The 21,948-nt window shown below is 67.6% G+C and carries 28 protein-coding genes; 3 read left to right on the top strand and 25 right to left on the bottom strand.

Translation table 11 applies throughout. From position 1 onward, the window contains the following. Positions 1 to 13: 13 nt before the first annotated feature. The 20 genes from rplR to rpsJ form a co-directional block, all read right to left on the bottom strand. Positions 14 to 382, bottom strand: a complete 369-nt coding sequence (gene rplR, locus AC5Y36_RS15530; RefSeq protein WP_500041858.1) for a 50S ribosomal protein L18 — start codon at positions 380 to 382, stop codon at positions 14 to 16. Positions 383 to 420: 38 nt separating this feature from the next. Then, a complete protein-coding gene (gene rplF / locus AC5Y36_RS15525) occupies positions 421 to 960 on the bottom strand; it encodes a 50S ribosomal protein L6 (protein ID WP_500041815.1) in 540 nt (179 codons plus the stop codon). 13 nt (positions 961 to 973) lie between these two features. After that, complete coding sequence (gene rpsH, locus AC5Y36_RS15520) at positions 974 to 1,372, bottom strand: 30S ribosomal protein S8 (protein WP_500041814.1); 399 nt, start codon at positions 1,370 to 1,372, stop codon at positions 974 to 976. Positions 1,373 to 1,424: 52 nt separating this feature from the next. Beyond that, entirely contained in the window at positions 1,425 to 1,610 is a 186-nt protein-coding gene (locus AC5Y36_RS15515; RefSeq protein ID WP_500041813.1) for a type Z 30S ribosomal protein S14, read from the bottom strand. Between the two features lie 4 nt (positions 1,611 to 1,614). Continuing rightward, entirely contained in the window at positions 1,615 to 2,178 is a 564-nt protein-coding gene (rplE, locus tag AC5Y36_RS15510; protein ID WP_500041812.1) for a 50S ribosomal protein L5, read from the bottom strand. Between the two features lie 2 nt (positions 2,179 to 2,180). Next, complete coding sequence (gene rplX / locus AC5Y36_RS15505) at positions 2,181 to 2,498, bottom strand: 50S ribosomal protein L24 (protein ID WP_500041811.1); 318 nt, start codon at positions 2,496 to 2,498, stop codon at positions 2,181 to 2,183. Beyond that, positions 2,499 to 2,867 carry a 50S ribosomal protein L14 gene (gene rplN / locus AC5Y36_RS15500; RefSeq protein ID WP_500041810.1) on the bottom strand — a complete coding sequence of 123 codons (369 nt, stop codon included), beginning with the start codon at positions 2,865 to 2,867 and terminating at the stop codon, positions 2,499 to 2,501. Positions 2,868 to 3,114: 247 nt separating this feature from the next. Further along, a complete protein-coding gene (locus AC5Y36_RS15495) occupies positions 3,115 to 3,993 on the bottom strand; it encodes a formylglycine-generating enzyme family protein (protein ID WP_500041809.1) in 879 nt (292 codons plus the stop codon). Between the two features lie 28 nt (positions 3,994 to 4,021). Next, positions 4,022 to 6,370 (bottom strand): arylsulfatase, encoded by a 2,349-nt coding sequence (locus tag AC5Y36_RS15490; RefSeq protein WP_500041808.1) that lies wholly within the window; start codon positions 6,368 to 6,370, stop codon positions 4,022 to 4,024. Between the two features lie 134 nt (positions 6,371 to 6,504). Continuing rightward, positions 6,505 to 6,801 (bottom strand): 30S ribosomal protein S17, encoded by a 297-nt coding sequence (rpsQ, locus tag AC5Y36_RS15485; RefSeq protein ID WP_500041807.1) that lies wholly within the window; start codon positions 6,799 to 6,801, stop codon positions 6,505 to 6,507. Further along, positions 6,801 to 7,043, bottom strand: coding sequence for a 50S ribosomal protein L29 (gene rpmC / locus AC5Y36_RS15480; protein ID WP_500041806.1), 243 nt, complete (start codon positions 7,041 to 7,043; stop codon positions 6,801 to 6,803). Before rpmC ends, rpsQ begins: the two co-directional genes overlap by 1 nt. Continuing rightward, positions 7,043 to 7,459 carry a 50S ribosomal protein L16 gene (rplP, locus tag AC5Y36_RS15475; RefSeq protein ID WP_500041805.1) on the bottom strand — a complete coding sequence of 139 codons (417 nt, stop codon included), beginning with the start codon at positions 7,457 to 7,459 and terminating at the stop codon, positions 7,043 to 7,045. Before rplP ends, rpmC begins: the two co-directional genes overlap by 1 nt. A 3-nt stretch (positions 7,460 to 7,462) precedes the next feature. After that, positions 7,463 to 8,293 carry a 30S ribosomal protein S3 gene (rpsC, locus tag AC5Y36_RS15470; protein ID WP_500041804.1) on the bottom strand — a complete coding sequence of 277 codons (831 nt, stop codon included), beginning with the start codon at positions 8,291 to 8,293 and terminating at the stop codon, positions 7,463 to 7,465. Further along, the gene (rplV, locus tag AC5Y36_RS15465) at positions 8,293 to 8,790 is read right to left on the bottom strand and encodes a 50S ribosomal protein L22 (RefSeq protein WP_500041803.1); all 498 of its coding nucleotides are present in this window, start codon (positions 8,788 to 8,790) and stop codon (positions 8,293 to 8,295) included. Before rplV ends, rpsC begins: the two co-directional genes overlap by 1 nt. Continuing rightward, positions 8,787 to 9,068 carry a 30S ribosomal protein S19 gene (rpsS, locus tag AC5Y36_RS15460; protein ID WP_010908582.1) on the bottom strand — a complete coding sequence of 94 codons (282 nt, stop codon included), beginning with the start codon at positions 9,066 to 9,068 and terminating at the stop codon, positions 8,787 to 8,789. Before rpsS ends, rplV begins: the two co-directional genes overlap by 4 nt. 19 nt (positions 9,069 to 9,087) lie before the next feature. Continuing rightward, complete coding sequence (gene rplB, locus AC5Y36_RS15455; protein ID WP_500041802.1) at positions 9,088 to 9,927, bottom strand: 50S ribosomal protein L2; 840 nt, start codon at positions 9,925 to 9,927, stop codon at positions 9,088 to 9,090. 25 nt (positions 9,928 to 9,952) lie between these two features. Continuing rightward, on the bottom strand, positions 9,953 to 10,255 hold the full coding sequence (rplW, locus tag AC5Y36_RS15450) for a 50S ribosomal protein L23 (protein ID WP_500041801.1): 303 nt from the start codon (positions 10,253 to 10,255) through the stop codon (positions 9,953 to 9,955). Beyond that, positions 10,255 to 10,905: a 50S ribosomal protein L4 gene (gene rplD, locus AC5Y36_RS15445; protein WP_500041800.1), complete on the bottom strand. Its 651-nt coding sequence runs from the start codon at positions 10,903 to 10,905 to the stop codon at positions 10,255 to 10,257. Before rplD ends, rplW begins: the two co-directional genes overlap by 1 nt. After that, positions 10,905 to 11,558: a 50S ribosomal protein L3 gene (gene rplC, locus AC5Y36_RS15440; protein ID WP_500041799.1), complete on the bottom strand. Its 654-nt coding sequence runs from the start codon at positions 11,556 to 11,558 to the stop codon at positions 10,905 to 10,907. The genes rplD and rplC overlap by 1 nt, the downstream gene beginning before the upstream one ends. 15 nt (positions 11,559 to 11,573) lie before the next feature. Further along, complete coding sequence (gene rpsJ, locus AC5Y36_RS15435) at positions 11,574 to 11,879, bottom strand: 30S ribosomal protein S10 (RefSeq protein ID WP_003883485.1); 306 nt, start codon at positions 11,877 to 11,879, stop codon at positions 11,574 to 11,576. Positions 11,880 to 12,268: 389 nt separating this feature from the next. Here rpsJ and AC5Y36_RS15430 point away from each other — a divergent pair, with 389 nt between their 5' ends. Continuing rightward, a complete protein-coding gene (locus AC5Y36_RS15430) occupies positions 12,269 to 12,754 on the top strand; it encodes a hotdog fold domain-containing protein (RefSeq protein ID WP_500041798.1) in 486 nt (161 codons plus the stop codon). A 93-nt stretch (positions 12,755 to 12,847) separates the two neighbouring features. Here the strand turns inward: AC5Y36_RS15430 and AC5Y36_RS15425 are convergent, their stop codons facing one another. Then, positions 12,848 to 14,422 (bottom strand): carboxylesterase/lipase family protein, encoded by a 1,575-nt coding sequence (locus tag AC5Y36_RS15425; RefSeq protein WP_500041857.1) that lies wholly within the window; start codon positions 14,420 to 14,422, stop codon positions 12,848 to 12,850. 176 nt (positions 14,423 to 14,598) lie between these two features. Between AC5Y36_RS15425 and AC5Y36_RS15420 the strand changes: the two genes are divergently transcribed. Then, a complete protein-coding gene (locus tag AC5Y36_RS15420) occupies positions 14,599 to 15,849 on the top strand; it encodes a cytochrome P450 (RefSeq protein ID WP_500041797.1) in 1,251 nt (416 codons plus the stop codon). Here the strand turns inward: AC5Y36_RS15420 and AC5Y36_RS15415 are convergent. Further along, entirely contained in the window at positions 15,837 to 16,460 is a 624-nt protein-coding gene (locus AC5Y36_RS15415; RefSeq protein ID WP_500041796.1) for a TetR/AcrR family transcriptional regulator, read from the bottom strand. The genes AC5Y36_RS15420 and AC5Y36_RS15415 overlap by 13 nt on opposite strands. Positions 16,461 to 16,547: 87 nt before the next feature. On the opposite strand from AC5Y36_RS15415, the gene AC5Y36_RS15410 reads away from it, so the two are divergent. Then, positions 16,548 to 18,158, top strand: coding sequence for an MFS transporter (locus AC5Y36_RS15410; protein ID WP_500041795.1), 1,611 nt, complete (start codon positions 16,548 to 16,550; stop codon positions 18,156 to 18,158). On the opposite strand, the gene mftG is transcribed toward AC5Y36_RS15410, so the two are convergent. Genes mftG through mftE form a run of 3 tightly spaced genes read right to left on the bottom strand, consistent with a single transcriptional unit; the run spans position 18,142 to position 21,762 of the window. Continuing rightward, on the bottom strand, positions 18,142 to 19,590 hold the full coding sequence (mftG, locus tag AC5Y36_RS15405) for a mycofactocin dehydrogenase MftG (RefSeq protein WP_500041794.1): 1,449 nt from the start codon (positions 19,588 to 19,590) through the stop codon (positions 18,142 to 18,144). The two genes, AC5Y36_RS15410 and mftG, sit on opposite strands and share 17 nt — an antisense overlap. 4 nt (positions 19,591 to 19,594) lie before the next feature. Beyond that, positions 19,595 to 21,007, bottom strand: coding sequence for a mycofactocin biosynthesis glycosyltransferase MftF (gene mftF / locus AC5Y36_RS15400; RefSeq protein ID WP_500041793.1), 1,413 nt, complete (start codon positions 21,005 to 21,007; stop codon positions 19,595 to 19,597). Beyond that, positions 21,004 to 21,762, bottom strand: a complete 759-nt coding sequence (mftE, locus tag AC5Y36_RS15395; protein WP_500041792.1) for a mycofactocin biosynthesis peptidyl-dipeptidase MftE — start codon at positions 21,760 to 21,762, stop codon at positions 21,004 to 21,006. Before mftE ends, mftF begins: the two co-directional genes overlap by 4 nt. Positions 21,763 to 21,948 lie beyond the last annotated feature (186 nt).

The following is a 21,948-nucleotide window of genomic DNA, read 5'->3' as shown; positions in this document are numbered from 1 at the left end:
ACAAAGCTTTTCATCAGAACGCCAGTCCGTTCTCGCGTGCGGCGTCGGCCAGGGCGGCGATCCGACCGCCGTAGGTGTAGCCACCCCGGTCGAAAACCACCGTGTCGATGCCGGCCGCCTTGGCGCGCTCGGCGATCAGCTGACCGACCCGCACGCTGTGTGCCTTCTTGTCACCGCCGACCGCGCGCACATCGGCTTCGATCGACGACGCGGCCGCCACCGTGGTGCCGGTCAGGTCGTTGACGAGCTGCACGTGGATGTGCCGCGACGAGCGGTGCACCACCAGGCGCGGACGCTCTGCGGTACCCGCGATCTTCTTGCGAAGCCGCGCGTGCCGACGCAGCCGGGCCACGCGCCGAGTTGCGGATACGCTCTGCCCCACCGGCTTACGGGCGGAGTCTGCCTGTGCTTGCGCCATGACTACTTACCTGTCTTTCCGACCTTGCGGCGGACCTGCTCGCCCTCGTAGCGCACACCCTTGCCCTTGTAGGGGTCCGGGCGGCGCAGGCGGCGGATGTTCGCCGAGATCTGGCCGACCTTTTGCTTGTCGATCCCCGAAATCGAGAACTTGGTGGGGGTCTCCACCGCGAAGGTGATGCCCTCGGGCGCCTCGATCACCACCGGGTGGCTGTAACCGAGTGCGAACTCCAGGTTGGAACCCTTGAGCACCACGCGGTAACCGACGCCGAAGATCTCCATCTTGCGGACATAGCCCTCGCTGACCCCGGTGACCAGGTTGGCCACCAGGGTGCGGCTCAGACCGTGCAGCGAGCGATTGCGGCGCTCGTCGTCGGGGCGGGTCACCACCAGCGCGCCGTCGTCGTTGCGAGCGACATTGATCGGCTCGGCCACGGTCAACTCCAGGGTGCCCTTGGGCCCCTTGACCGACACGTTCTGCCCGTCGATCGTCACATCCACCCCGGCAGGAACCGTGATGGGCTGCTTACCAATTCGCGACATGTCTACTACTCCCTCACCACACGAACGCGAGGACTTCGCCGCCCACGCCCTGCCTGGCTGCCTGGCGGTCGGTGAGTAGACCCGACGACGTGGAGATGATGGCCACCCCCAGGCCGCCGAGCACCCGCGGCAGATTGGTCGACTTTGCGTACACCCGCAGACCGGGCTTGGAGATCCGGCGCAGTCCAGCGAGGCTGCGCTCACGGTTCGGCCCGTACTTGAGCTGCACCACCAGCGCCTTGCCCACTCGGGCGTCCTCGACGTGGTAGTCGCTGATGTAGCCCTCCCGCTTGAGGATCTCGGCGATGTTGGCCTTGATCTTCGAGTGCGGCAGAGTCACCTCATCGTGGTACGCCGAATTGGCGTTACGCAGACGGGTCAAGAAGTCCGCGATGGGGTCTGTCATCGTCATGACTGGGGTGTCACCTTCCTCGCAGCGGTTCCCATGGTGGGCCTACCGCGTTTCACCAGCTGCTCTTCTGCACACCGGGAAGCTCGCCGGCGTGCGCCATCTCGCGCAGGCAAATCCGGCACAGGCCGAACTTGCGGAACACCGAGTGCGGACGTCCACACCGGTTGCACCGGGTGTAGCCGCGCACCGCGAACTTCGGCTTGCGTTGAGCCTTGTTAACCAGAGCCTTTTTCGCCATCTGATCAGTTCTCCTTGAACGGGAAGCCGAGGGCCCGCAGCAGCGCCCGACCTTCGTCGTCGCTCGTCGCCGACGTGACGACGATGATGTCCATTCCACGGGGCCGGTCAATGGAATCCACGTCGATCTCGTGGAACACCGACTGCTCGGACAGCCCGAAGCTGTAGTTGCCGTTGCCGTCGAACTGCTTGGGCGACAGGCCGCGGAAGTCGCGGATACGCGGCAGCGCAATCGAGGTGAGCCGGTCCAGGAACTCCCACATCCGGTCACCGCGCAGCGTGACGCGGGCGCCGATCGGCATCCCCTCACGCAACTTGAACTGGGCGATCGACTTGCGCGCCTTGCGGATCTCCGGCTTCTGACCGGTGATCAGGGACAAGTCGTTGACCGCGCCGTTGATCAGCTTGGCGTCGCGGGCAGCGTCACCGACACCCATGTTGACGACGACCTTGACCACGCCCGGGATCTGCATCACGTTCGCGTAGTTGAACTCTTTGTTCAGCGCGTCCCGGATCTCCTCGCGGTAGCGGAGCTTCAGCCGGGGCTGGATCTTTTCTGCGGTCGTCATCGCTAAATGTCCTTGCCGTTGCGCTTGGAGACGCGGACCTTCTTACCGGTCTCGTCGTCCCGCCGGTAGCCGATGCGGGTGGGCTTGCCGTCGGAGTCGACGACCATCACGTTGGAGACGTGGATCGGGGCCTCCTGGGTGACGATCCCACCGGACTGCGCACCCCGCTCGTTGGTCGAGACCGCGGTGTGCTTCTTGATCCGGTTGACGCCCTCCACGAGCACCTTCTCGCGGGTCGGGAACGCCTGCAGCACCTTGCCCTTGGCACCCTTGTCCTTGCCGGAGATGACCAGGACGGTGTCGCCTTTGTGGACCTTCATCTACAGCACCTCCGGAGCCAACGAGACGATCTTCATGAACTTCTTCTCGCGCAGCTCGCGACCGACCGGGCCGAAGATGCGGGTACCGCGCGGGTCGTTGTCCGCCTTGATGATCACCGCGGCGTTCTCGTCGAACTTGATGTAGCTGCCGTCGGGCCGGCGGCGCTCCTTGACGGTGCGCACCACGACCGCCTTGACGACGTCACCACGCTTGACGTTGCCGCCGGGGATGGCGTCCTTGACGGTGGCCACAATGATGTCGCCGATGCCGGCGTAGCGCCGCGACGAGCCACCGAGCACCCGGATGCACAAGATCTCCTTGGCGCCCGTATTGTCGGCGACCTTTAGCCGCGATTCCTGCTGAATCACTCGATCTCTCCTACATCTCGCAGGCCTGGTTAACGTGTGCACGGCAAACGCCTAGTAGGGCCTGACGTGCGCGGTCTTCATCGCCGAAGGGCACGCAGGGCCGATTCGCACCGGCCGAGGTCTGCCCACGGCAACCCCTAGAGTCTAGGGGATCACCTGCTCAGCGCCAAATTGTCGCGTTCACACTCGCCCAGCGTGCAGTTGTCTTCACACTCGATGCCCAACGTGAACCCACCTTCACGACGGCTCAGCGGTCGGCGACGCAGCGGAATCCGATATGGGTGGTCGCGGTGTCCTGCGATTGCGGGGAGCGCGCCGCCGGGCGGTAGCGATGGCAGTATTCCGGCGCGCACAGGTGCGAACCGCCCTTCAACGCCTGGTAGACGTTCGGATCGCCCGGCCCGGACGGCGAGCAGCAGCTGTTCGGCTGCTCCGGCCGGTGATGGGCCGAGAATTTGGTGCTCGTCCACTCCCACACGTTGCCGATCATGTCGAGCAGGCCGAAGTCGTTCGGTGGGAAGGCGCCCACCGGCGACGTGCCCACCCATCCGGCGGCGCCGTCATTGCGGTACGGGAAGGCACCCTGCCAGGTGTTGGCGTACAGCCGCCCGTCGGGGGCGGCGTCCTCGCCCCACGGGTAGGTGGTGGCCGTCCCGCCGCGGGCGGCGTATTCCCATTCGGCCTCGGTGGGCAGCCGCCGCGCGGCCCACCGGGCGTAGGCCGCGGCGTCGGGATAGGCCACCTGCACGACGGGGTGGTCGGCCCGGTCGCCGATGTCGCTGTCGGGCCCGAACGGGTGCCGCCAGGTGGCACCGGGCACCCAACGCCACCACTGCTGCCAGTCCCGCAGGTCGACCGGGCCGGCGGTCGGGGTGAAGACCATTCCACCGGGCACCAGGTCGGCCGGGTTGGCGCCGGGATACAGATTCGGGTCGATCGGCTGCTCGGCGACGGTGCGGTAGCCGGTGTCCGCGACGAACGCGGCGAATTGCGCGTTGGTCACCGGATGGCGTTCCACCGCGACGCCGGACACCGCCACGGTGTGGATCGGCGCCTCTTCGGGATAAAAGCTCGTCGACCCCATCCGGAATGCTCCGCCGGGCAGGTCGACGAGTTCGGTCAGCATGTCTTCAGGGTAGGGCGCCCGGCGGTGTTCAGTCGCGCGAGAACGCAGCCGCCAGTTCCCGTTCCACATCGATGTAGGGGGTGCCGCTGATATCGACGGTCACGTCGGTGATCTGGCCGCCGCGGAAACCGAACGGGGCCTGATACGCCGCCGAAACCGCCTGCCCGGTGTTTCGTCCGACGCTGATTCCCCCGCCGGCCAACGCGAACGCGGCTGGCTGGGTGATCATGTCCGGCAGCGTCGCGACGACGGCGTCGTCGATGTACAGCGATGCCGCTCCGATCGGCGTGTGAGATCCTTCAACGGTCCCCGACCGTTCATAGCGTACGCCGAACACGTGCTGCCCCAACGGAATCTGTTCCGGCGACGACAGCCACTGCTCCCGCTCACCCAGGAAGTTGTAGACGTAGTGCAGTCGGCCGTCCTGGATGAACAGGGCGTGACCGCCGTGGCGTGCCCCGTGCTTGAACAGCACACCGTGGGCATCGGCGGCATCGACGGTGACGCGGGCCAGCAGCGCGAACGACTGGCCGCGCAGTTCCACGCACGCACCCATCGGAACCTCGGCGATATCCGGGTAGTAGGTGTAGCTGGCGCGGTCGCGGGACAGGTACGGACGCCACCGGCCCAGCATCTCCAGCACGTTGAGGTCGGCCAGCGGCAGGCCGTGGTACTTGGCGGCTTCGGCGAACCAGAGTCGTTGAAGCTCCTCGAGCTTGTCCGGGTGCTCCTCTGCCAGGTCGTGAGCCTGGCTGCGATCCGCGTCGATGTGGTAGAGCTCCCAGCGGTCGTCGTCGAAGCTCCCCCACCCCGCCGGCGCGGCCGCGTGGACGGTGTTGGCGAACCAGCCCTGATGCCAGATACCGCGGGTGCCCAGCATCGCGTAATACTGGGTCTGCTTGCCGGTGGCGGCCTGCGCGTCACCCAGGGCCGCTTTGAAACTCGTTCCCTCCAACGGCTTCTGCGCAATGCCCCGAACGGTGGCCGGCGGAATGATGTCCAGCAGGTCATAGATCGTCGGGGTCACATCGCAGACGTTGATGTAGGTGTCGCGGACTTCGCCGTGCGCGGTGATCTGGCGCGGCCACGAGATGATGGCGGGGTCGGCGATCCCGCCCTCGTGCGAGGCGTACCGCTTGTAGAGCTTGTAGGGCGTGTTGAACGCCATCGCCCAGCCGATCGGATAGTGGTTGTAGGTGTCCGGGCTGCCCAGTCGGTCGGACAGCTTCATCGCCTCTTCGACGGAGTCGAGGTAGCCGTTGAAGAACTTGTTCTCGTTGGGCGAGCCGTTGGGCCCGCCCTCGCCGCTGGCGCCGTTATCGGAGATCACCACGACGATCGTGTTGTCCCGCTGACCCGTTTCCTCGAGATAGTCCAGAATGCGGCCGATCTGGTCGTCGGTGTAGCTCAAGAAACCGGCGAACACCTCCGCCATCCGGCAAAACAGCCGCTTCTCGTCGTCGCTGAGGCCCTCCCAGGGCCGCACCGTGTCCAGCAGCGGCCACCGCTGACCGTCGGCGCCGGTGGCGTCGGCGTAGGGGTTGATCGGCGACAACTCGGTGTCCCCCGGCACCAGGCCCAGCCGCTTCTGGTTTTCCAGCACGATCTCGCGGTAACGCTCGTAGCCCATGTCGAAGCGGCCGGCGTAGCGGTCGGCCCATTCGGCGAACACGTGGTGCGGTGCGTGGCCCGCGCCCGGGCACACGTAGCCGAACCACGGTTTGTCCGGTGCGATCACCTTGGCGTCGCGAATGAATTCGATTGTCTTGTCGGCGATGTCCTTGGACAGGTGGTATCCCTGCTCCGGGGTGGCCGGCGGTTCGACGCGGTGGTTGTCGTAGACCAGGTCCGGATACCACTGGTTGGTCTCGCCGCCGAGGAACCCGTAGAACCGCTCGAACCCACGGCCCAGCGGCCAATGCCGTTTGGTGGCAGCCAGGTTGGACTCTTCCAGCGGGGTCAGGTGCCATTTGCCGACGCAGTAGGTGTTCCAGCCGCGTTCGACCAGCACCTCCGACAGCAGCGCCGTCTCATAGGGGATGCGGCCGCTGCAGTTGGGGAATCCGTCGGTGAACTCCTCGATGGTGGCCATCCCGACGCTGGTCGGGTTGCGTCCGGTCAGCAGCGCCGCCCGGGTCGGTGAGCACAGCGCGGTGGTGTGGAATTGGGAGAGGCGCACACCCTGGTCGGCGATGCGGGTCATGTTGGGCATGTCCACCAGCCCGCCGAAGCAGTCCCAGGTGGCGATACCGACGTCGTCCCAGACGATGTAGAGAACGTTGGGCGCGCCCTCGGGGGCGGTGGGCGCGGCGAACGGACCCCAATCGGGTTCGGAATCCCGGATATCCAGCTCTACCCTGCCGCCAAAACCCGACATCGCCCACTCCGCTCGTGCAGCCCCCGGCAACGCCTCGCACAGTACCGGCCATCAGCGCGAGCAGACGCAAAAGTGCCCCTTTCGATGCGGAAAAGGGCACTTTTACGTCTGCTCGCGGGGACTCGCGGGAAAGGCTACTTGGCCTTCTCGAGAATCTCGACGAGCCGCCAGCGCTTGGTGGCCGACAGCGGACGGGTCTCCATCAACGACACCCGGTCGCCGATGCCGGCGCCGTTGTTCTCGTCGTGCGCCTTGACCTTGGTGGTGGTCCGGATGATCTTCCCGTACTTCGGGTGCCGTGCGCGGTCTTCCAGCTCGACGACGATGGTCTTGTCCATCTTGTCGCTGACCACGTAACCCATACGGGTCTTGCGGCGACCACGCGGCTTGACGGTAGCCGGGGTGTGCTTGGGGCCCTTAGCCTCTGCCATTACGATTCCTCACCTTCAGAACCATCGGGACCAGCTGCCAGGCCCAGTTCACGTTCACGCAGCACGGTGTAGACACGCGCGATCTCGTGGCGCACCACGCGCAGGCGCCGGTTGTTGCTGAGCTGACCGGTCGCCATCTGGAAGCGCAGGTTGAACAGCTCTTCCTTGGACTCGCGCAACCGCTCGACCAACTCGTCGGCGCTCAGCTCACGCAGTTCGCCAGCGGAAACTCCCACTGCCATCAGAACTGCTCCTCTCGGGTGACGATGCGTGCCTTGATCGGCAGCTTGTGGATCGCACGGGTCAACGCGGCCCGCGCGATCGCCTCATTGGGGTAGCTGAGCTCGAACAGCACCCGGCCCGGCTTGACGTTGGCGACCCACCACTCCGGCGAACCCTTACCCGAACCCATCCGGGTTTCGGCGGGCTTCTTGGTCAGCGGGCGGTCCGGGAAGATGTTGATCCACACCTTGCCGCCACGCTTGATGTGCCGGTTGATGGCAATACGCGCGGACTCGATCTGCCGGTTGGTGATGTAGGCGTGTTCCAGTGCCTGGATGCCGTAGTCACCGAAGGTCACCGAAGTGCCACCGCTGGCGATCCCGCGTTGCTTCGGGTGGTGCTGCTTGCGGTGTTTAACCCTGCGGGGAATCAACATGATTTAGCTCTCCGTGCTAACTTCTGCGGCCGGCTCAGCGGGAGCGGACGCCTCGGTGCTTTCGGCGCCCGACGCGGCCCGTCCGGCATCGGTGCTCGTCGCGGTGGTGCCGGCGGCGCCACTACGACGCGGCCGGGTACCGGTCGGACGCTCCCGGCGCGGACGGTCGGCGCCCGACGGCGGGGCAACCGCCAGCTCGCGCTTGCCGCCGACGACGTCGCCCTTGTAGATCCACACCTTCACGCCGATACGGCCGAAGGTGGTCTTGGCCTCGTACAGGCCGTAGTCGATGTCGGCCCGCAAGGTGTGCAGCGGAACCCGGCCTTCGCGGTAGAACTCCGAACGGCTCATCTCAGCACCGCCCAGACGACCCGAGCACTGCACCCGGATGCCCTTGACGTTCGGCTGACGCATCGCCGACTGGATGGCCTTGCGCATCGCGCGTCGGAACGCCACCCGGTTGCTGAGCTGCTCGGCGACGCCCTGCGCCACCAGCTGCGCGGTCGCCTCGGGGTTCTTGACCTCCAGGATGTTCAGCTGCACCTGCTTGCCGGTCAGCTTCTCCAGGTCGGCGCGGATCCGGTCGGCCTCGGTGCCGCGGCGGCCGATCACGATGCCCGGCCGGGCGGTGTGGATGTCGACGCGGACGCGGTCGCGGGTGCGCTCGATCTCCACGTCGGCGATCCCGGCGCGCTCCAGCCCGGTGGCCAGCAGGCGGCGGATCGCGACGTCTTCCTTGACGTAGTCGGCGTACTGCTTGTCGGCGTACCAGCGGGACTTCCAGTCGGTGGTGATTCCGAGGCGGAAGCCGTGCGGGTTGATCTTCTGGCCCACTACTGCGAGCCTCCCTTCGATTCGGAAGTCTCGGCCTTCTTGGTCGCAGCCTTGGCCGGCGCCTTCTTGGCGGCGGCGGCCTTGCTGGCCTGCGCCCGACGCGCGCGGGTCGCACTCGCCGACCCGGCGCCGGCCTGCTTCACCGGCCGGCTCTCCACCACCACGGTGATGTGGCTGGTGCGACGGCGAATCCGGTACGCACGCCCCTGGGCGCGCGGCTTGATCCGCTTGGCCGTCGGCCCCTCGTCGGCGAAGACCGTGGCCACCACCAGGGTGGCCGGGTCCAACCCGTTGTTGTTCTGCGCGTTGGCCGCGGCACTGGCGATCACCTTGGCCAGCGGCTCGCTCGCTTGCTGCGGCGCCCAGCGCAAGATGTCCAATGCATCGGACACCGACTTGCCGCGCACCAGGTTGATCACCCGGCGCGCCTTGGACGCCGACACCCGCACGAAGCGGGCCTTGGCGACCGCGGAGGGATATTCAGTCGTAACGCTCACCGGCGCTTCGCCTTCCGGTCGTCTTTGATGTGGCCCTTGAAGGTGCGGGTCGGCGCGAACTCACCGAGCTTGTGACCGACCATCGCCTCGGTGACAAACACCGGCACGTGCTTGCGACCGTCGTGGACGGCGAAGGTGTGCCCGATGAAGTCCGGGATGATGGTCGACCGGCGCGACCAGGTCTTGATGACCTGCTTGGTGTTCTTCTCGTTCTGAACGTCGACCTTCTTGAGCAGGTGGTCGTCGACGAACGGACCCTTTTTGAGGCTGCGTGGCATCGCTTAAGTCTCCTCCGCTTTACCGGTGCTTCTTGCCGGTGCGCCGGCGTCGGACGATGAGCTTGTCGCTCGGCTTGTGGCGCCGGCGGGTGCGGCCCTCGGGCTTGCCCCACGGGCTGACCGGGTGGCGACCACCGGAGGTCTTACCCTCACCACCACCGTGCGGGTGGTCGACCGGGTTCATCACCACACCACGGACGGTGGGACGCTTGCCCTTCCACCGCATACGGCCGGCTTTACCCCAGTTGATGTTGGACTGCTCGGCGTTGCCGACCTCGCCCACGGTGGCGCGGCAACGCACGTCGACGCGCCGGATTTCACCCGACGGCATACGCAACGACGCGTAGTTGCCTTCCTTGCCCAGCAGCTGGATCTTGGACCCGGCCGAGCGGGCCATCTTGGCGCCACCGCCGGGCCGCAACTCGACCGCGTGGATGACGGTACCGGCCGGGATGTTGCGCAACGGCAGGTTGTTACCCGGCTTGATGTCGGCGTTGGGTCCCGACTCCACGATGTGGCCCTGCTGCAGCCCCTGCGGCGCAATGATGTAACGCTTCTCGCCGTCCAGGTAGTGCAGCAGTGCGATGTTCGCGGTGCGGTTCGGGTCGTACTCGATGTGCGCGACCTTCGCGTTGACGCCGTCCTTGTCGTTGCGACGGAAGTCGATCACCCGGTAGGCGCGCTTGTGACCGCCACCCTTGTGCCGGGTGGTGATCCGGCCGTGTGCGTTGCGCCCACCCTTGCCGTGCAAGGGCCGCACCAGCGACTTCTCCGGAGTGGAACGCGTGATCTCGGCGAAATCGGAGACGCTGGCACCGCGACGACCCGGGGTCGTCGGCTTGTACTTGCGAATTCCCATGACTTAAGTCTCTCTCTCGCTCCGACTAGGCCGGTGCTGTGAACAGGTCGATCGATTTGCTGCCGGCTGCCAGGGTGACGATGGCGCGCTTGGTGCTCTTGCGCTTGCCGTAACCGGTGCGGGTCCGCTTGCGCTTGCCCGGCCGGTTGGCGGTGTTCACCGAGGCGACCTTGACGGAGAAGATCTTCTCGATCGCGATCTTGATCTGCGTCTTGTTCGAGTCCGGGTGCACGATGAACGTGTACACGTTGTCCTCGATCAGTCCGTAGGACTTCTCCGAGATAACCGGCGACAGGATGATGTCGTGCGGGTCGGCGATGTTCGTCATCAGGACGCAACCTCCTGCTTGGTGTTCGCGCTGATGTAGGCGTTGAGCGCCTCGACGCTGAACACCACATCGTCGGCGCGCAGCACGTCGTAGGTGTTGAGCTGGTCGGGCGACAGGATGTGCACACCCGGCAGGTTGCGCACGCTGCGGGCGCCGGTCTCGTCGCTGCGGCCGATGACCACCAGCACCTGCTTGCGGTCGGTGAGCGTTCCCAGGAACGCCTTGGCGCTCTTGGTCGACGGCGCCTGGCCTTCGACCACCTCGGTGATCGCGTGGATGCGGCCGTTGCGCGCCCGGTCCGAGAGCGCACCGCGCAACGCGGCGGCGATCATCTTCTTCGGGGTGCGCTGGCTATAGTCGCGCGGCTTGGGGCCGTGCACCACACCACCACCGGTGAATTGCGGTGCGCGGGTCGAACCCTGGCGGGCGCGACCGGTGCCCTTCTGCCGGTACGGCTTGCGGCCACCACCGCTGACCTCACCGCGGGTCTTGGTCGAGTGCGTGCCCTGGCGCGCCGCGGCCCGCTGGGCGACGACGACCTGGTGCATCAGTGCGATGTTGGCCGGAGCGTCGAACAGCTCGGCGGGCAGCTCGACCGAGCCGTCCTTCTTGCCTGCCGGAGTGTGGACGTCAATCTTCAAGGAAGCCATTACTTCTCACCCTTTTTGATCGCGCTGCGGACCAGGACGAGCCCACCGTTGCGGCCGGGGATTGCGCCCTTGATGAGCAGCACACCGTTGTCGGCGTCGACCTTGTGCACCAGCAGGTTCTGCGTGGTGACCCGGTCGTTGCCCATGCGGCCGGCCATCCGGGTGCCCTTGAACACCCGACCGGGCGTGGAGCAGCCACCGATGGAGCCGGGACGGCGGTGCACCGCCTGAGCACCGTGGCTGGCGCCCTGACCGCGGAAACCGTGCCGCTTCATGGTGCCGGCGAAGCCCTTGCCCTTGCTGGTGCCGGTCACGTCGACGTAGCTGCCGTCGGCGAAGATCTCGGCGGTCAGCTCCTGGCCGACCTCGTACTCGGCGGCTGCGGCTTCGTCGTCGAGACGCAGCTCGGCGAGGTGGCGGCGCGGGTTGACCCCGGCCGCGTTGTACTGACCGGTGACCGGCTTGGTCACCTTGCGCGGGCTGATCTCGCCGTACGCCAACTGCACGGCGGAATAGCCGTCGCGCTCGGGCGTGCGAATGCGGGTCACCACGTTGGGACCGGCCTTGACCACCGTCACCGGCACAACTTTGTTGTTCTCGTCGAACACCTGCGTCATGCCCAGCTTGGTACCCAGAATGCCTTTACGTGCCATGGTTTTTTCAGGCTCCTACTGGATGTTCACGTCGACGCTGGCCGGCAGATCGATGCGCATCAGAGCGTCAACGGTCTTCGGCGTCGGGTCGAGGATGTCGATCAGCCGCTTGTGGGTACGCATCTCGAAGTGCTCCCGCGAGTCCTTGTACTTATGCGGGGACCGGATGACGCAGTACACGTTCTTCTCGGTCGGCAGCGGCACCGGACCCACCACACTGGCGCCGGTACGGGTCACCGTCTCGACGATCTTGCGCGCCGACGCGTCAATGGCTTCATGGTCGTAGGCCTTGAGCCTGATGCGGATTTTTTGTCCCGCCACGCTTCTGCTACCTCGCTCCTGCTTGTGGCCCACGCTCGCCGGGTGGCGTCGCGCGGGATGTTGCCGCCGCTGTTTACCTGTCCTGGTTCACCGACCCCCGCGGTCGGGCGTGTCGCCCGCTCGCGCCTCGTCAGCGGCGATATTTCGTGCACTGACGAGGATGGGACCGGACGCGCCGTGTGGGCGCCGGTCGTATGCCCGGCCAGGCGCGAACCCGGCGCAGGGCAACCCGAACAGTATGCCCCAGATCGGGTTGGCCGCCAAATCCCGGGCGGCGGCCCCGCCCCCATCGCCGACTCTGCGTCCAGGGCGCGAAACATCGAGTGGACTACGCCGTCAGCGCAGAGTCAACGCGGTGCTGATCTTACTCCGGAGTAAGATCAACGGTCGTGACTTCCTCCACCGGCACCTACCAGGCCTGGAAGCGGCTCTCCGGCCGCCCCGGCGGCACCCTCTTGTTCTCCGCGGCCGCGATGGCCCGGGTCCCCTATTTCGCGTCGATCCTGCCCCACGTGGTGCGCATGGAGCCCGGGCTGGCGGAGGTGAAGGTGCCCAAGTGGTTCTTCGTCTACAACCACCTGCACACCGTGCACGCGATCGCGTCCTGCAATGCCGCCGAGGTCGCGATGGGGATGCTGATGGAGGCCACCGTGCCGCGCAGCCACCGCTGGATCCCCAAGGCGATGAGCGTGGCTTACCTGGCCAAGGCCACCACGTCGCTGCGTGCGACCGCCCGCCTGGACCCACCCGACTTCGCCGCTTTGCCCGAAGGGCTGCAGAAGGGGTTTGAGGTGGTGGTGCCGATCAGCATCACCGACCGGGCCGGGCTCGAGGTGGTACACGCCGACATCACCACCTGGGTGACACCGGCCTGAGCGGGCTGCGTCCCGCTATCCCGTCGAGGTCGACGTTTCCGTGACGTCCACTCGTACTTTTCCGCACCAACGTCGATCTCGGCGCAAGAACACTCAACCCCGCACGTCGGCCCAGAACCGGCACTGATGCTCGGCGGCGTAGGCCGTCGTCACCCGGCTTCCGTCGGTGCGCAGCGACAGCCACGCCCGGTCGGGTTCGTGCCCGACCTTCGGCCATGCGGGTTGCCCCCCGACCTTCGGGGAACCGGTGGTGACGAACTGGCTCCAGTAGCTGATCATCTGCCTGGACAGCTGTTGCTGCTCGTGATTGAGCGGCGGGGCGCCGCCGACGTCGAACAGATAGCGCAACTCCAGCGAATGGGTGGCGCCCACCGGGAACGGCACCCGTTGGTACAACTCCGGCGTGGGGGCATTGCGGTCGTCGAACTCATAGCCGTAGACCGCCGGTGCGCTGCGGGCCAGCCCGTCGGCCATCCGGTCGGCCAGGCAGGCGAAGATGTCATCGGTGGCAGCCGCCGAGTAGGCCAGCGACACACTGCCGCCGTAGCGCTCGGGCGGGTACTGCGCGAGGACCACGGGCCCTTCGGCGGCGCCGAAGGTGTCGGACAGGACGCCGGGATACTCCGCGGCGGTGATCTCCCGGCCGGCCCGCAGGTACTGCAGTGCGACGAACATGGTGAATTCGTCTTGGGTGGTGCCGATCAGCACCGGCACCCGCGCCGCCCCGCCGTCCCGGAACACCGTCATCGGGTCGACGGGCAACACTCGCGACCCGGTGACCGGGCCACTGAGCCGGTCGCTGCCGAAGCGGGCGTACCACAGCGGCTCGGCCAGTTTGGTAGCCGGCAACGCGCGCAGGCATTGTTCGGCCCCGCCGGCATCCGGGCAGCCCACCAGCGCCGCGTAATCCTGGCTGATCCGCTGCGCGGCCGCAACATCCACCTGCGCCTGGCACGGCCCGCTCTGGATGATGGCCGCCCGGAACAGCCCGGCCGATCCGGGCGCCACCAGGTGATCACACACGGACATTCCGCCCGCCGATTCGCCGGCGATGGTGACCTTGGTCGGGTCACCGCCGAAGTTGGCGATGTTGTCGCGGACCCAGCGCAGCGCCGCCTGCTGATCGGCCAGCCCGTAATTGCCGACCGCCCCCAGCGCCGGGTGGGCCAGAAATCCGAGCGCTCCCAGCCGGTAGTTGAAGGTGACGACGACGATGTCGCCCTGCGCGGCCAGCCACCGGGCGTTGTAGATGTCGCCGCTGCCGTTGATGAAGCCGCCACCGTGCACCCACACCATGACCGGACGCTTCTGGGCGGGGCTCAGCGGCGGCGTCCACACATTCAGGGTCAAGCAGTCCTCGCTGGTCGCCAGCTCGCGGTTGCCGTTGGCCTGCACACACCAGGGGCCCGGTTTGCTGGCATCACGGACTCCGGGCCACGGCGCGGCCGGCCGCGGTGGCTGCCACCGAAGCTCCCCGACTGGCGGGGCGGCATACGGGATACCGGCGAAGAAGCGGTAATCCGCGTCGACGACGCCCCGCAGCTCTCCGGTGCCGATGCTCACCACAGCGGGATTGATCGGACGCGCGGCACCGGGAGGCGTGGTTTGCGGCGTCGCGCTGTCGCCGCGCCCGCATCCCGCCACCGCGATCAGCGCAGGGACGGCCATCAGCAGCGCGATGGCGCGCGTCGCTGCGCGGCCCCCTGATCCGGTTGGCACATTTCCGAGGGTAAGGCACGAGCGGGCAAACGGATCCGCGCAAACCGCCGCACACGCCGCGCCGATCACCGACACTGAGGAAGTTGACATGTGTCAAAACCCCCGCCGAGCGTTGAGGAGCACCGATGAGCACGCCCATCGTGGACCAGGCCGCCCAGGTCTTCGCCGACCCGACCGCCTACGCCGACGAGCCCCGGCTGCACGCGGCGATGACGCACCTGCGCGCCCATGCGCCGGTTTCGCTGGTCGATTGCCCGCCCTACCGCCCGTTCTGGGCCATCACCAAGCACGCCGACGTCATGGACATCGAGCGGGACAACGCCCTGTGGCTCAACGGACCAAGGCCGGTGCTGGCCACCGCCGAGGCCGACGACATGGCGCAGGGCCTGCTGGACTCGGGTATGGGGCTGCGCACCCTGATCCACATGGACGACCCGCAGCATCGGGTGGTGCGGGCCATCGGCGCGGACTGGTTCCGCCCCAAGGCAATGCGCGCGCTCAAGGTGCGCGTCGACGAGCTGGCAAAGACGTACGTCGATCGGATGGCGGCCGCCGGGCCGGAATGCGATTTCGTGCAGGAGGTCGCGGTCAACTATCCGTTGTTCGTCATCATGTCGCTGCTGGGCCTGCCGGAATCGGACTTTCCGCGGATGCTCAAGCTCACCCAGGAGTTGTTCGGCGGCGATGACGAGGAGTTCAAGCGCGGCACCAGCCTGCAGGAGCAACTGGAAGTGCTGATGGACTTCTTCGGCTATTTCAACCGGCTCACCGCCGCCCGCCGCGAGCAGCCGACCGACGACCTGGCGTCGGCGATCGCCAATGCCCGCATCGACGGCGAGCCGCTGTCCGACGTCGATACCGCGTCCTACTACGTCATCATCGCCACCGCCGGACACGACACCACCAGCGCCACCATTTCCGGCGGGCTGCGCGCGCTGATCGAGCACCCCGACCAGCAAGACCGGCTGCGTAACGACCTCGATCTGATGCCCACCGCCGTCGAGGAGATGATCCGCTGGGTCACCCCGGTCAAGGAGTTCATGCGCACCGCCACCGCGGACACCGCGGTGCGGGGAGTGCCGATCGCCGCCGGCGAATCGGTGTACCTGTCGTATGTGTCGGCCAACCGGGACGAGGAGGTGTTCGACGACCCGTTCCGCTTCGACGTCGGCCGCGCGCTCAACCATCACCTGGCGTTCGGGTACGGCGTGCACTTCTGCATGGGTGCGGCGCTGGCCCGCATGGAGATCAGCAGCTTCTTCACCGAACTGCTGCCACGGCTGAAATCCATTGATTTCAACGGTGACCCGCAACTGATCGCCACCACGTTCGTCGGTGGGCTCAAGCATCTACCGGTTCGCTATCAGCTCGTCTGAACCTCGTCGCTCTTGGCGAAGGCGTACAGGAAGCCTGCCACCGCCGCGCGGGCACACGCCTGGTAGTCGAAGTCGGCCAGCGTGCTGAGCTTGCCCACCACGACCGGGCCGAGCAGCAGCGCCACCGCCTGGCCACGATCGACGTCGCGTAACTCGGCCGTCGCCTGCGGGCTGTCGAAGATGGCGTCGAACGGCTCGGCATAGAGCTGGGCAACGCGCTCCCGCAACGTGCGGACCTCACCGGTGTCGACCGGGTTGGGCACCTGTTCCAGTCCGCTGCCCAGCGCCAGCCACGACATGGCGGTCACGGTGATCGGCGTTTCGGAGATCACCTGCGCCCACTCCAGCACCAGCGCGGTCAACCGCTCCTGCAACGAGCCCTGCGCCGGCGGCATCGGGCTGCGCGGCAGCAGGGTCTGAAAGGCCGCTGCGCGCAAGTCATCTCCGCTGGGAAAGTGCCGGTACAAGGTCGCCCGCGCGACATTCGCGGCCCGCGTGACCGCGTCTACGGTCACCGCGCTGGGTCCACCGGAGCGCAACAGCGCCGCCGCCGCTTCCAGCAGCCTGGCCCGCGAGCGCGCCGGTCTGGGGTCACTGGTCCGCGCGATCAACGTCCACCTCCGAGAAACAAGACTATCAATCTTGGACCGAGACTATTAGTCTCATAAGTTGGATCCGACGGGGGTAAGGATGTGCAGATGGTCGAGACGCTGACCGACTCCGATCAGCACGCCGCGTCTGCCCTGGGGTCCTCCCGGGCCCGGACCTGGACGCTGATCGTGGCCTGTATGGGCGTCACCCTGGTGATCAGCTCGATGATCGCGCTCAACACCGCACTGGGCGATATCGCGGTCGCGACCTCGGCGACCCAGACCCAGCTCACCTGGGTGGTGGACGGTTACACGCTCGTCCTGGCGTGCCTGCTGTTGCCCGCGGGTGCCATCGGCGACCGCTACGGCCGGCGTGGCGCACTGCTGGTCGGTTTGTCGATCTTCACGCTGGCGTCGTTGGCGCCCACCATGTTCGACACGCCGATGCAGATCATCCTGGCCCGGGCCGCCGCCGGCGCCGGCGCCGCGTTCGTCATGCCGGCCACCCTGTCGCTGTTGACCGCGGCGTATCCAAAATCACAGCGCTCCAAGGCGATCGGAATCTGGGCCGGCCTGGCCGGGTCGGGGGCGGTGCTCGGCATGCTGGGATCGGGCGTGCTGCTGCTGCTTTGGCCGTGGCAGTCCATCTTCTGGGCGTTCACCGGGGCCGGCGCCCTACTGACCGCGCTGACCTTCACCATCCGATCCTCGCGTGACGCGCATGCCACGCCGTTGGACTGGCCCGGCGCGGTCCTGATCGCCGGATCGGTTGCGGTGTTCGTGTTCGGCATCGTCGAGGCTCCGGTCCGCGGCTGGACGGATCCGCTGGTTTACGGCTGTCTGGCGACCGGGGTTGCGCTGGCGGCGGCTTTCGCGGTGGTCGAGCTCCGCAGGCGTCATCCGCTGCTGGACATCCGGCTGTTCGGCAACCCCGGGTTCGCCACCGGTGCCGCGACCGTGACGATGATGTTCTTCGCCAACTTCGGCTTCTTCTACGTGGCGATGCAGCACATTCAGCTGGTGATGGGCTACAGCGCCATGAAAACCGCGTTGGCGCTCAGCCCGCTGATGGCACCGGTGCTGACGTTGTCGGTGCTGTCGCCCTGGCTGGTACCGCGCCTGGGCCTGCGGTTGACCCTCGGTGTCGGATTGCTGGTGATCGCAGCCGGATTCGCCTGCCTGCATGTCCTCGAAGTCGACTCACCCTACCGAGATCTGGCCTGGCCGCTGCTGATCATGAGCACCGGTATCGGAATGTGCACTGCCCCACCCACGTCCGCGATCATGACAGCGACACCGGACGACAAGCAGGGCGTGGCGTCAGCCGTCAACGACACCACCCGCGAAGTCGGTGCCGCGCTCGGCATCGCGCTGTCGGGTTCCCTGCTGGCGGCTCAGTACACCCGCGAACTCAGCCCGCACCTGAACGCGTTTCCAGAGGCAATGCGGGCACCGGCCACCCACTCGCTCGCCGAGGCATTGCAGGCGGCCAAGCAGTTGGGCCCGGCCGGCACCCCGCTGGCCCAGAACGCCAAATCCGCTTTCCTGGTGGCCGTCGAGTACTCGACCTGGACGATGGCGTGCATCCTGGCGGTCGCGGCGCTATTGATCGCACTGTGGGCGCCCGGCCGCGACGGGCGGCAGCTGCGTCCGGTCCGTCACCTTCTCGCCCTACTCGCCGCCCGACGGGACCGCGCCCGAGTCAGCCGTCTCGAATGAACCCGGCAGCGCGGTGCCCGAGCATCGCGATCGTGGCGTGCGGACCGCGGCTGGGAATGCCCGGCAGCACCGAACCGTCGACCACCCAGAGCCCGTCGATACCGCGGACCCGACACCGCTCATCGACCACCGCCCGCTCGTCATGCTCGGTGCCCATCGGCGCGGTGCCGCACAGGTGCTGCGAGGTGGCCCAGATCGCCGGGCCAACTTCCATTGCACCGCCGGTCAATTCGCGTGCCAGCTCCGCGCCCCGCCGCAAGTCGGCGACATCCTGCGGTTCGCTGTCGTAGCGATGCTCTATTCGGGGCGCGACTGTCGGATCGGCCGACAGCACCGTGATCCGCCCCCGCGCCCGCGGCTGCATCAACGCCACCCCGAGATGCGGCCAGTCGATGTGCCCGGTGACGCCATCACCGACCATCGCCGAAAATCCACCGGTGTAGGGCCGTATCTCGAGATCGTCCGGGGTACTCAGCACCACCTCCAGCACCGGGCGCCCGGCCGCTACCGGCCAATCGACCGGCAGCACCCATTCGGGATGGTCGATGCAGCTTGTTCCGACCGGCAGCGGCAACTCCAGGTCGATTCCGACCGCCCGCAACATGGCCTCATCGCCTACACCGGACAGCATCAGTAGACGCGCCGACTCAATCGCGCCGGCGCATAACACGATCCGATCGGCCAGCACCTCGACCGCTCCGTTGGGACCGACCGCATCCACACCCAACGCGCGCCCGGATGAAAGCCGCAGTCGCACCGCCTTCGTCTCGGGTACCACCGCCAGGTTGGGTCGGGTCAGCGCCGGCAGCAGATACCCGGCGCCGGGACCGGTGCGCACCCCGTCAACGATGTTGAGGGGCACGGCGCCCACACCGCGCGGCATGCCTCGTTGCGCACCGACGTCGTTGAGGTCAGCAAGCCAGCTGAATCCCATCTCGCGCGCAGCGTAAACGAATGCCGCTGTAATACCCTCTATTTCGCTGGTACGGCGCACCGGAATCGGTCCGCTGGCACCGTGGGCGGGACCATCGAAATCAAGGTCTGTCTCGATCGCCCGAAAGTCGTCGAGCACGTCCGACCACCCCCAGCCGGGCACGCCCCACGAATCGAAATCACGTGGCAGTCCGCGACAGAAATAGCCCCCGTTGACCGCACCGGAGCCGCCCACCGTCGCGCCCCGTACCAGGGTGACCGCGCTGGCGCGCTCCTCGGTCAGGTCGGCCTGATAGCGGTGCACCAGCCGACTGGCCAGCCCGATCGGCAGTCGCGTCCCGTCGGTTGTCTGGCTGAGCAAGCCCGGATCTGTCAGACCGACGCCCGCCTCGAGGACGATGACCGTGCAGCTGGGATCCGCGGAAAGCTGCTCGGCCAGAACCGATCCAGCACTACCCGCGCCGACGATCAGGACGTCGCTGTGTAGCGGTGCGGTCACCTGGTCAGGTTCGGATCTGCGGCTTGAGCGGGGCGATGTTGCGCTCCCGCACCACCCCGCCCCACAGGCCGGCCCCGTAGGCCAGGTCGTCCAGCCGCTTGAGCACCACATAGGCCAGCAGGCCGATGGGCGCCGAGTCGTCGTTGCGGGTCCGGGCATGGCGCAACCAGTCGACCACCCCGTCGATGATGGCGGCGATGATCACCACCTGGCGACACCGACGCGACAGCAAGGCAGCGAGCAGCGCGACCGGCCAGTAGTGGCGGCAGATCGCCGATGCCAGCTGCAGGCCGCCGGCGCCCAGACCCCGGGCTGTCACCACCGCGACATCCCACGGCCTGGTGTCGGGGCCGCGCAGGGCGTCGGCGACCCGGTTGCCGGTCAGCCCCGCCACCACCAGGGAGACCAGATACCCCAGCGCCGACCCCAGGGCCATCAGCACCCAGGGCACCAGCGTCCACCCGGAGATCACCAACGGCGCCGTCTTGTCCGGGTGCCGGATCGCCAGGGGGGCCGCCGAGCCACCGTAGAACGCTTTGCGCACGATCCAGTCCCGCAGCACGGTTCGGTGGTCATGCGCCACCAGCGCGACCGGCTCGTAGCGCAACCGTGCACCGGATTCGACCAGACGCCAACATAAGTCGACATCTTCACCGGACTGCAGGGTGTCGTCGAACCCGCCGATCCCGGACATCGCGGAGCGTCGGCAAATGATTGCTGCACTCGGAACGTAGGACACCGGACCGTAGGGAATGACCGGCGCCTCGCGCAACCCCAGGTCCAGCGAGGAGTGCACCGCCTCGTAACGCGCGACCAGATGATCGCTGCGGGTCAGGCTGATGATGCGCGGGGCGACCAACGCGACCGTGGGGTCGCAGAAGTGCCCGAGGAGGGCCTCCAGCCAGCCGCGACGCGGCACCACGTCGGAGTCCAGGAACGCGACGAAGTCGGTCGTGCAGGTCGCCAGGCCGGTGTTGCGGGCCGCCGCCGGCCCCCTGCTGACCGCATGCCGCAGCACCTCGACGTCGCAATGCGCACCGGCGAAATCGTCGTGGCTGACCGGAACCGACGACCCGTCGTCCACCACCACCACCCGCAGGCCACGCAACGACGACACCAGCCGATGCAGACCAGAACGGTTGTCCCGCACCGGAATAACGACGGTGACATCGCGGTGAGAAGGGCCGCCCGACGGCCGGGGATGCGCCACCGTCGCGTCGAGCAGGGTACGGGCCAGCTGCGCACTGACCGCGTCACGCACCTCCAGGCGGCCACCGGTCAACATGTCCTGAGCGGCGGGCGCCAACCGGAGCAGGCGGGTGGGCGATCCGCCCAGTAGCGCCGAGCCACGGCCCAACACCCGCACCCGTCGGTCGACCTGCACAGCAAACCCATCGGGCAGTCGGGTCTGGGTCATGCCAGCATCCCGTCGGCGCTCGGCGTCCAGCCACTGATCCGGCGGACGGCGCCGTCGACCATCTCAGTGAAGATGCGCTCGCCCTCCCCGGCGGTCGCTGTTGTGGGGTCCCCCAGCACACCAACCTCGCTCACCGCCGCTACTCCCCCGCGGCGCATCGTCGATATCAGCTCGGACAATGGCGCACTGTTGCCCGCACGCCAGCGGTCGGTGCGCACATCGGCCGGCGAAAGGTGCAGGAGTACCGAGGTTTCGGTGTGGCCGGCGTGGGCATCGGCGCCGGCCGCAGCGCACGGGCACCAACTGACGTCGCGGCCTTCGGCTCGCAGCCTGCGTACCGCGGTGGTCAGGGCCTCGATATTGCCGCCGTGGCCGTTGACGAACGCCAGCCGCAGCGCCCAGCAGGTGGCGGAGCGGCCGTACTCGACCAGCAGCGTCGTCAAGGCCTCCGTACCCAGCGAGATCGTCCCCGGGAAGCTCTGGTGCTCGCCGCTGGCGCCGTAGGCGAGCGGGGGCGCCACCAACCACTGCGCCGGCGGCTCGCCCGTCGGTGCCGCGCTCGACAGCCGCGCCGCGACGGCGCGGGCAACCGCGGTCGCGATGCGGGTGTCGGTGTCCAGCGGCAGGTGAGGCCCGTGCTGTTCGGTGGACCCCAGCGGGATCAGCAGCGTCGGCCATTGGCCCGGTAGCTGGCTCGACGTCGCATTGCCGAGTTCGCCGTGCACAGCCACCCGCCGATGGTAGGACGAATTCACCTGCCGTGCATAGATTGTTCGCAGGGTGAGCTGAAATTTTTTCGGCGATTCCGGCCCGTCGGACGTCCGTCGGACCACGTCCGCCACGCCTGTCCCGCCCGTACCACGGCGCGACGCCTGGCGCCGGCCAGCGCCCCCTGCCCGCTGGGCCCGCCCGCGGGGCCGGCGGTCGGGGCCGGGCCGCTC

The sequence above is a fragment of the Mycobacterium sp. NGS50 genome, assembly GCF_059812545.1.
This window is presented reverse-complemented; position numbering and strand designations above follow the sequence as displayed.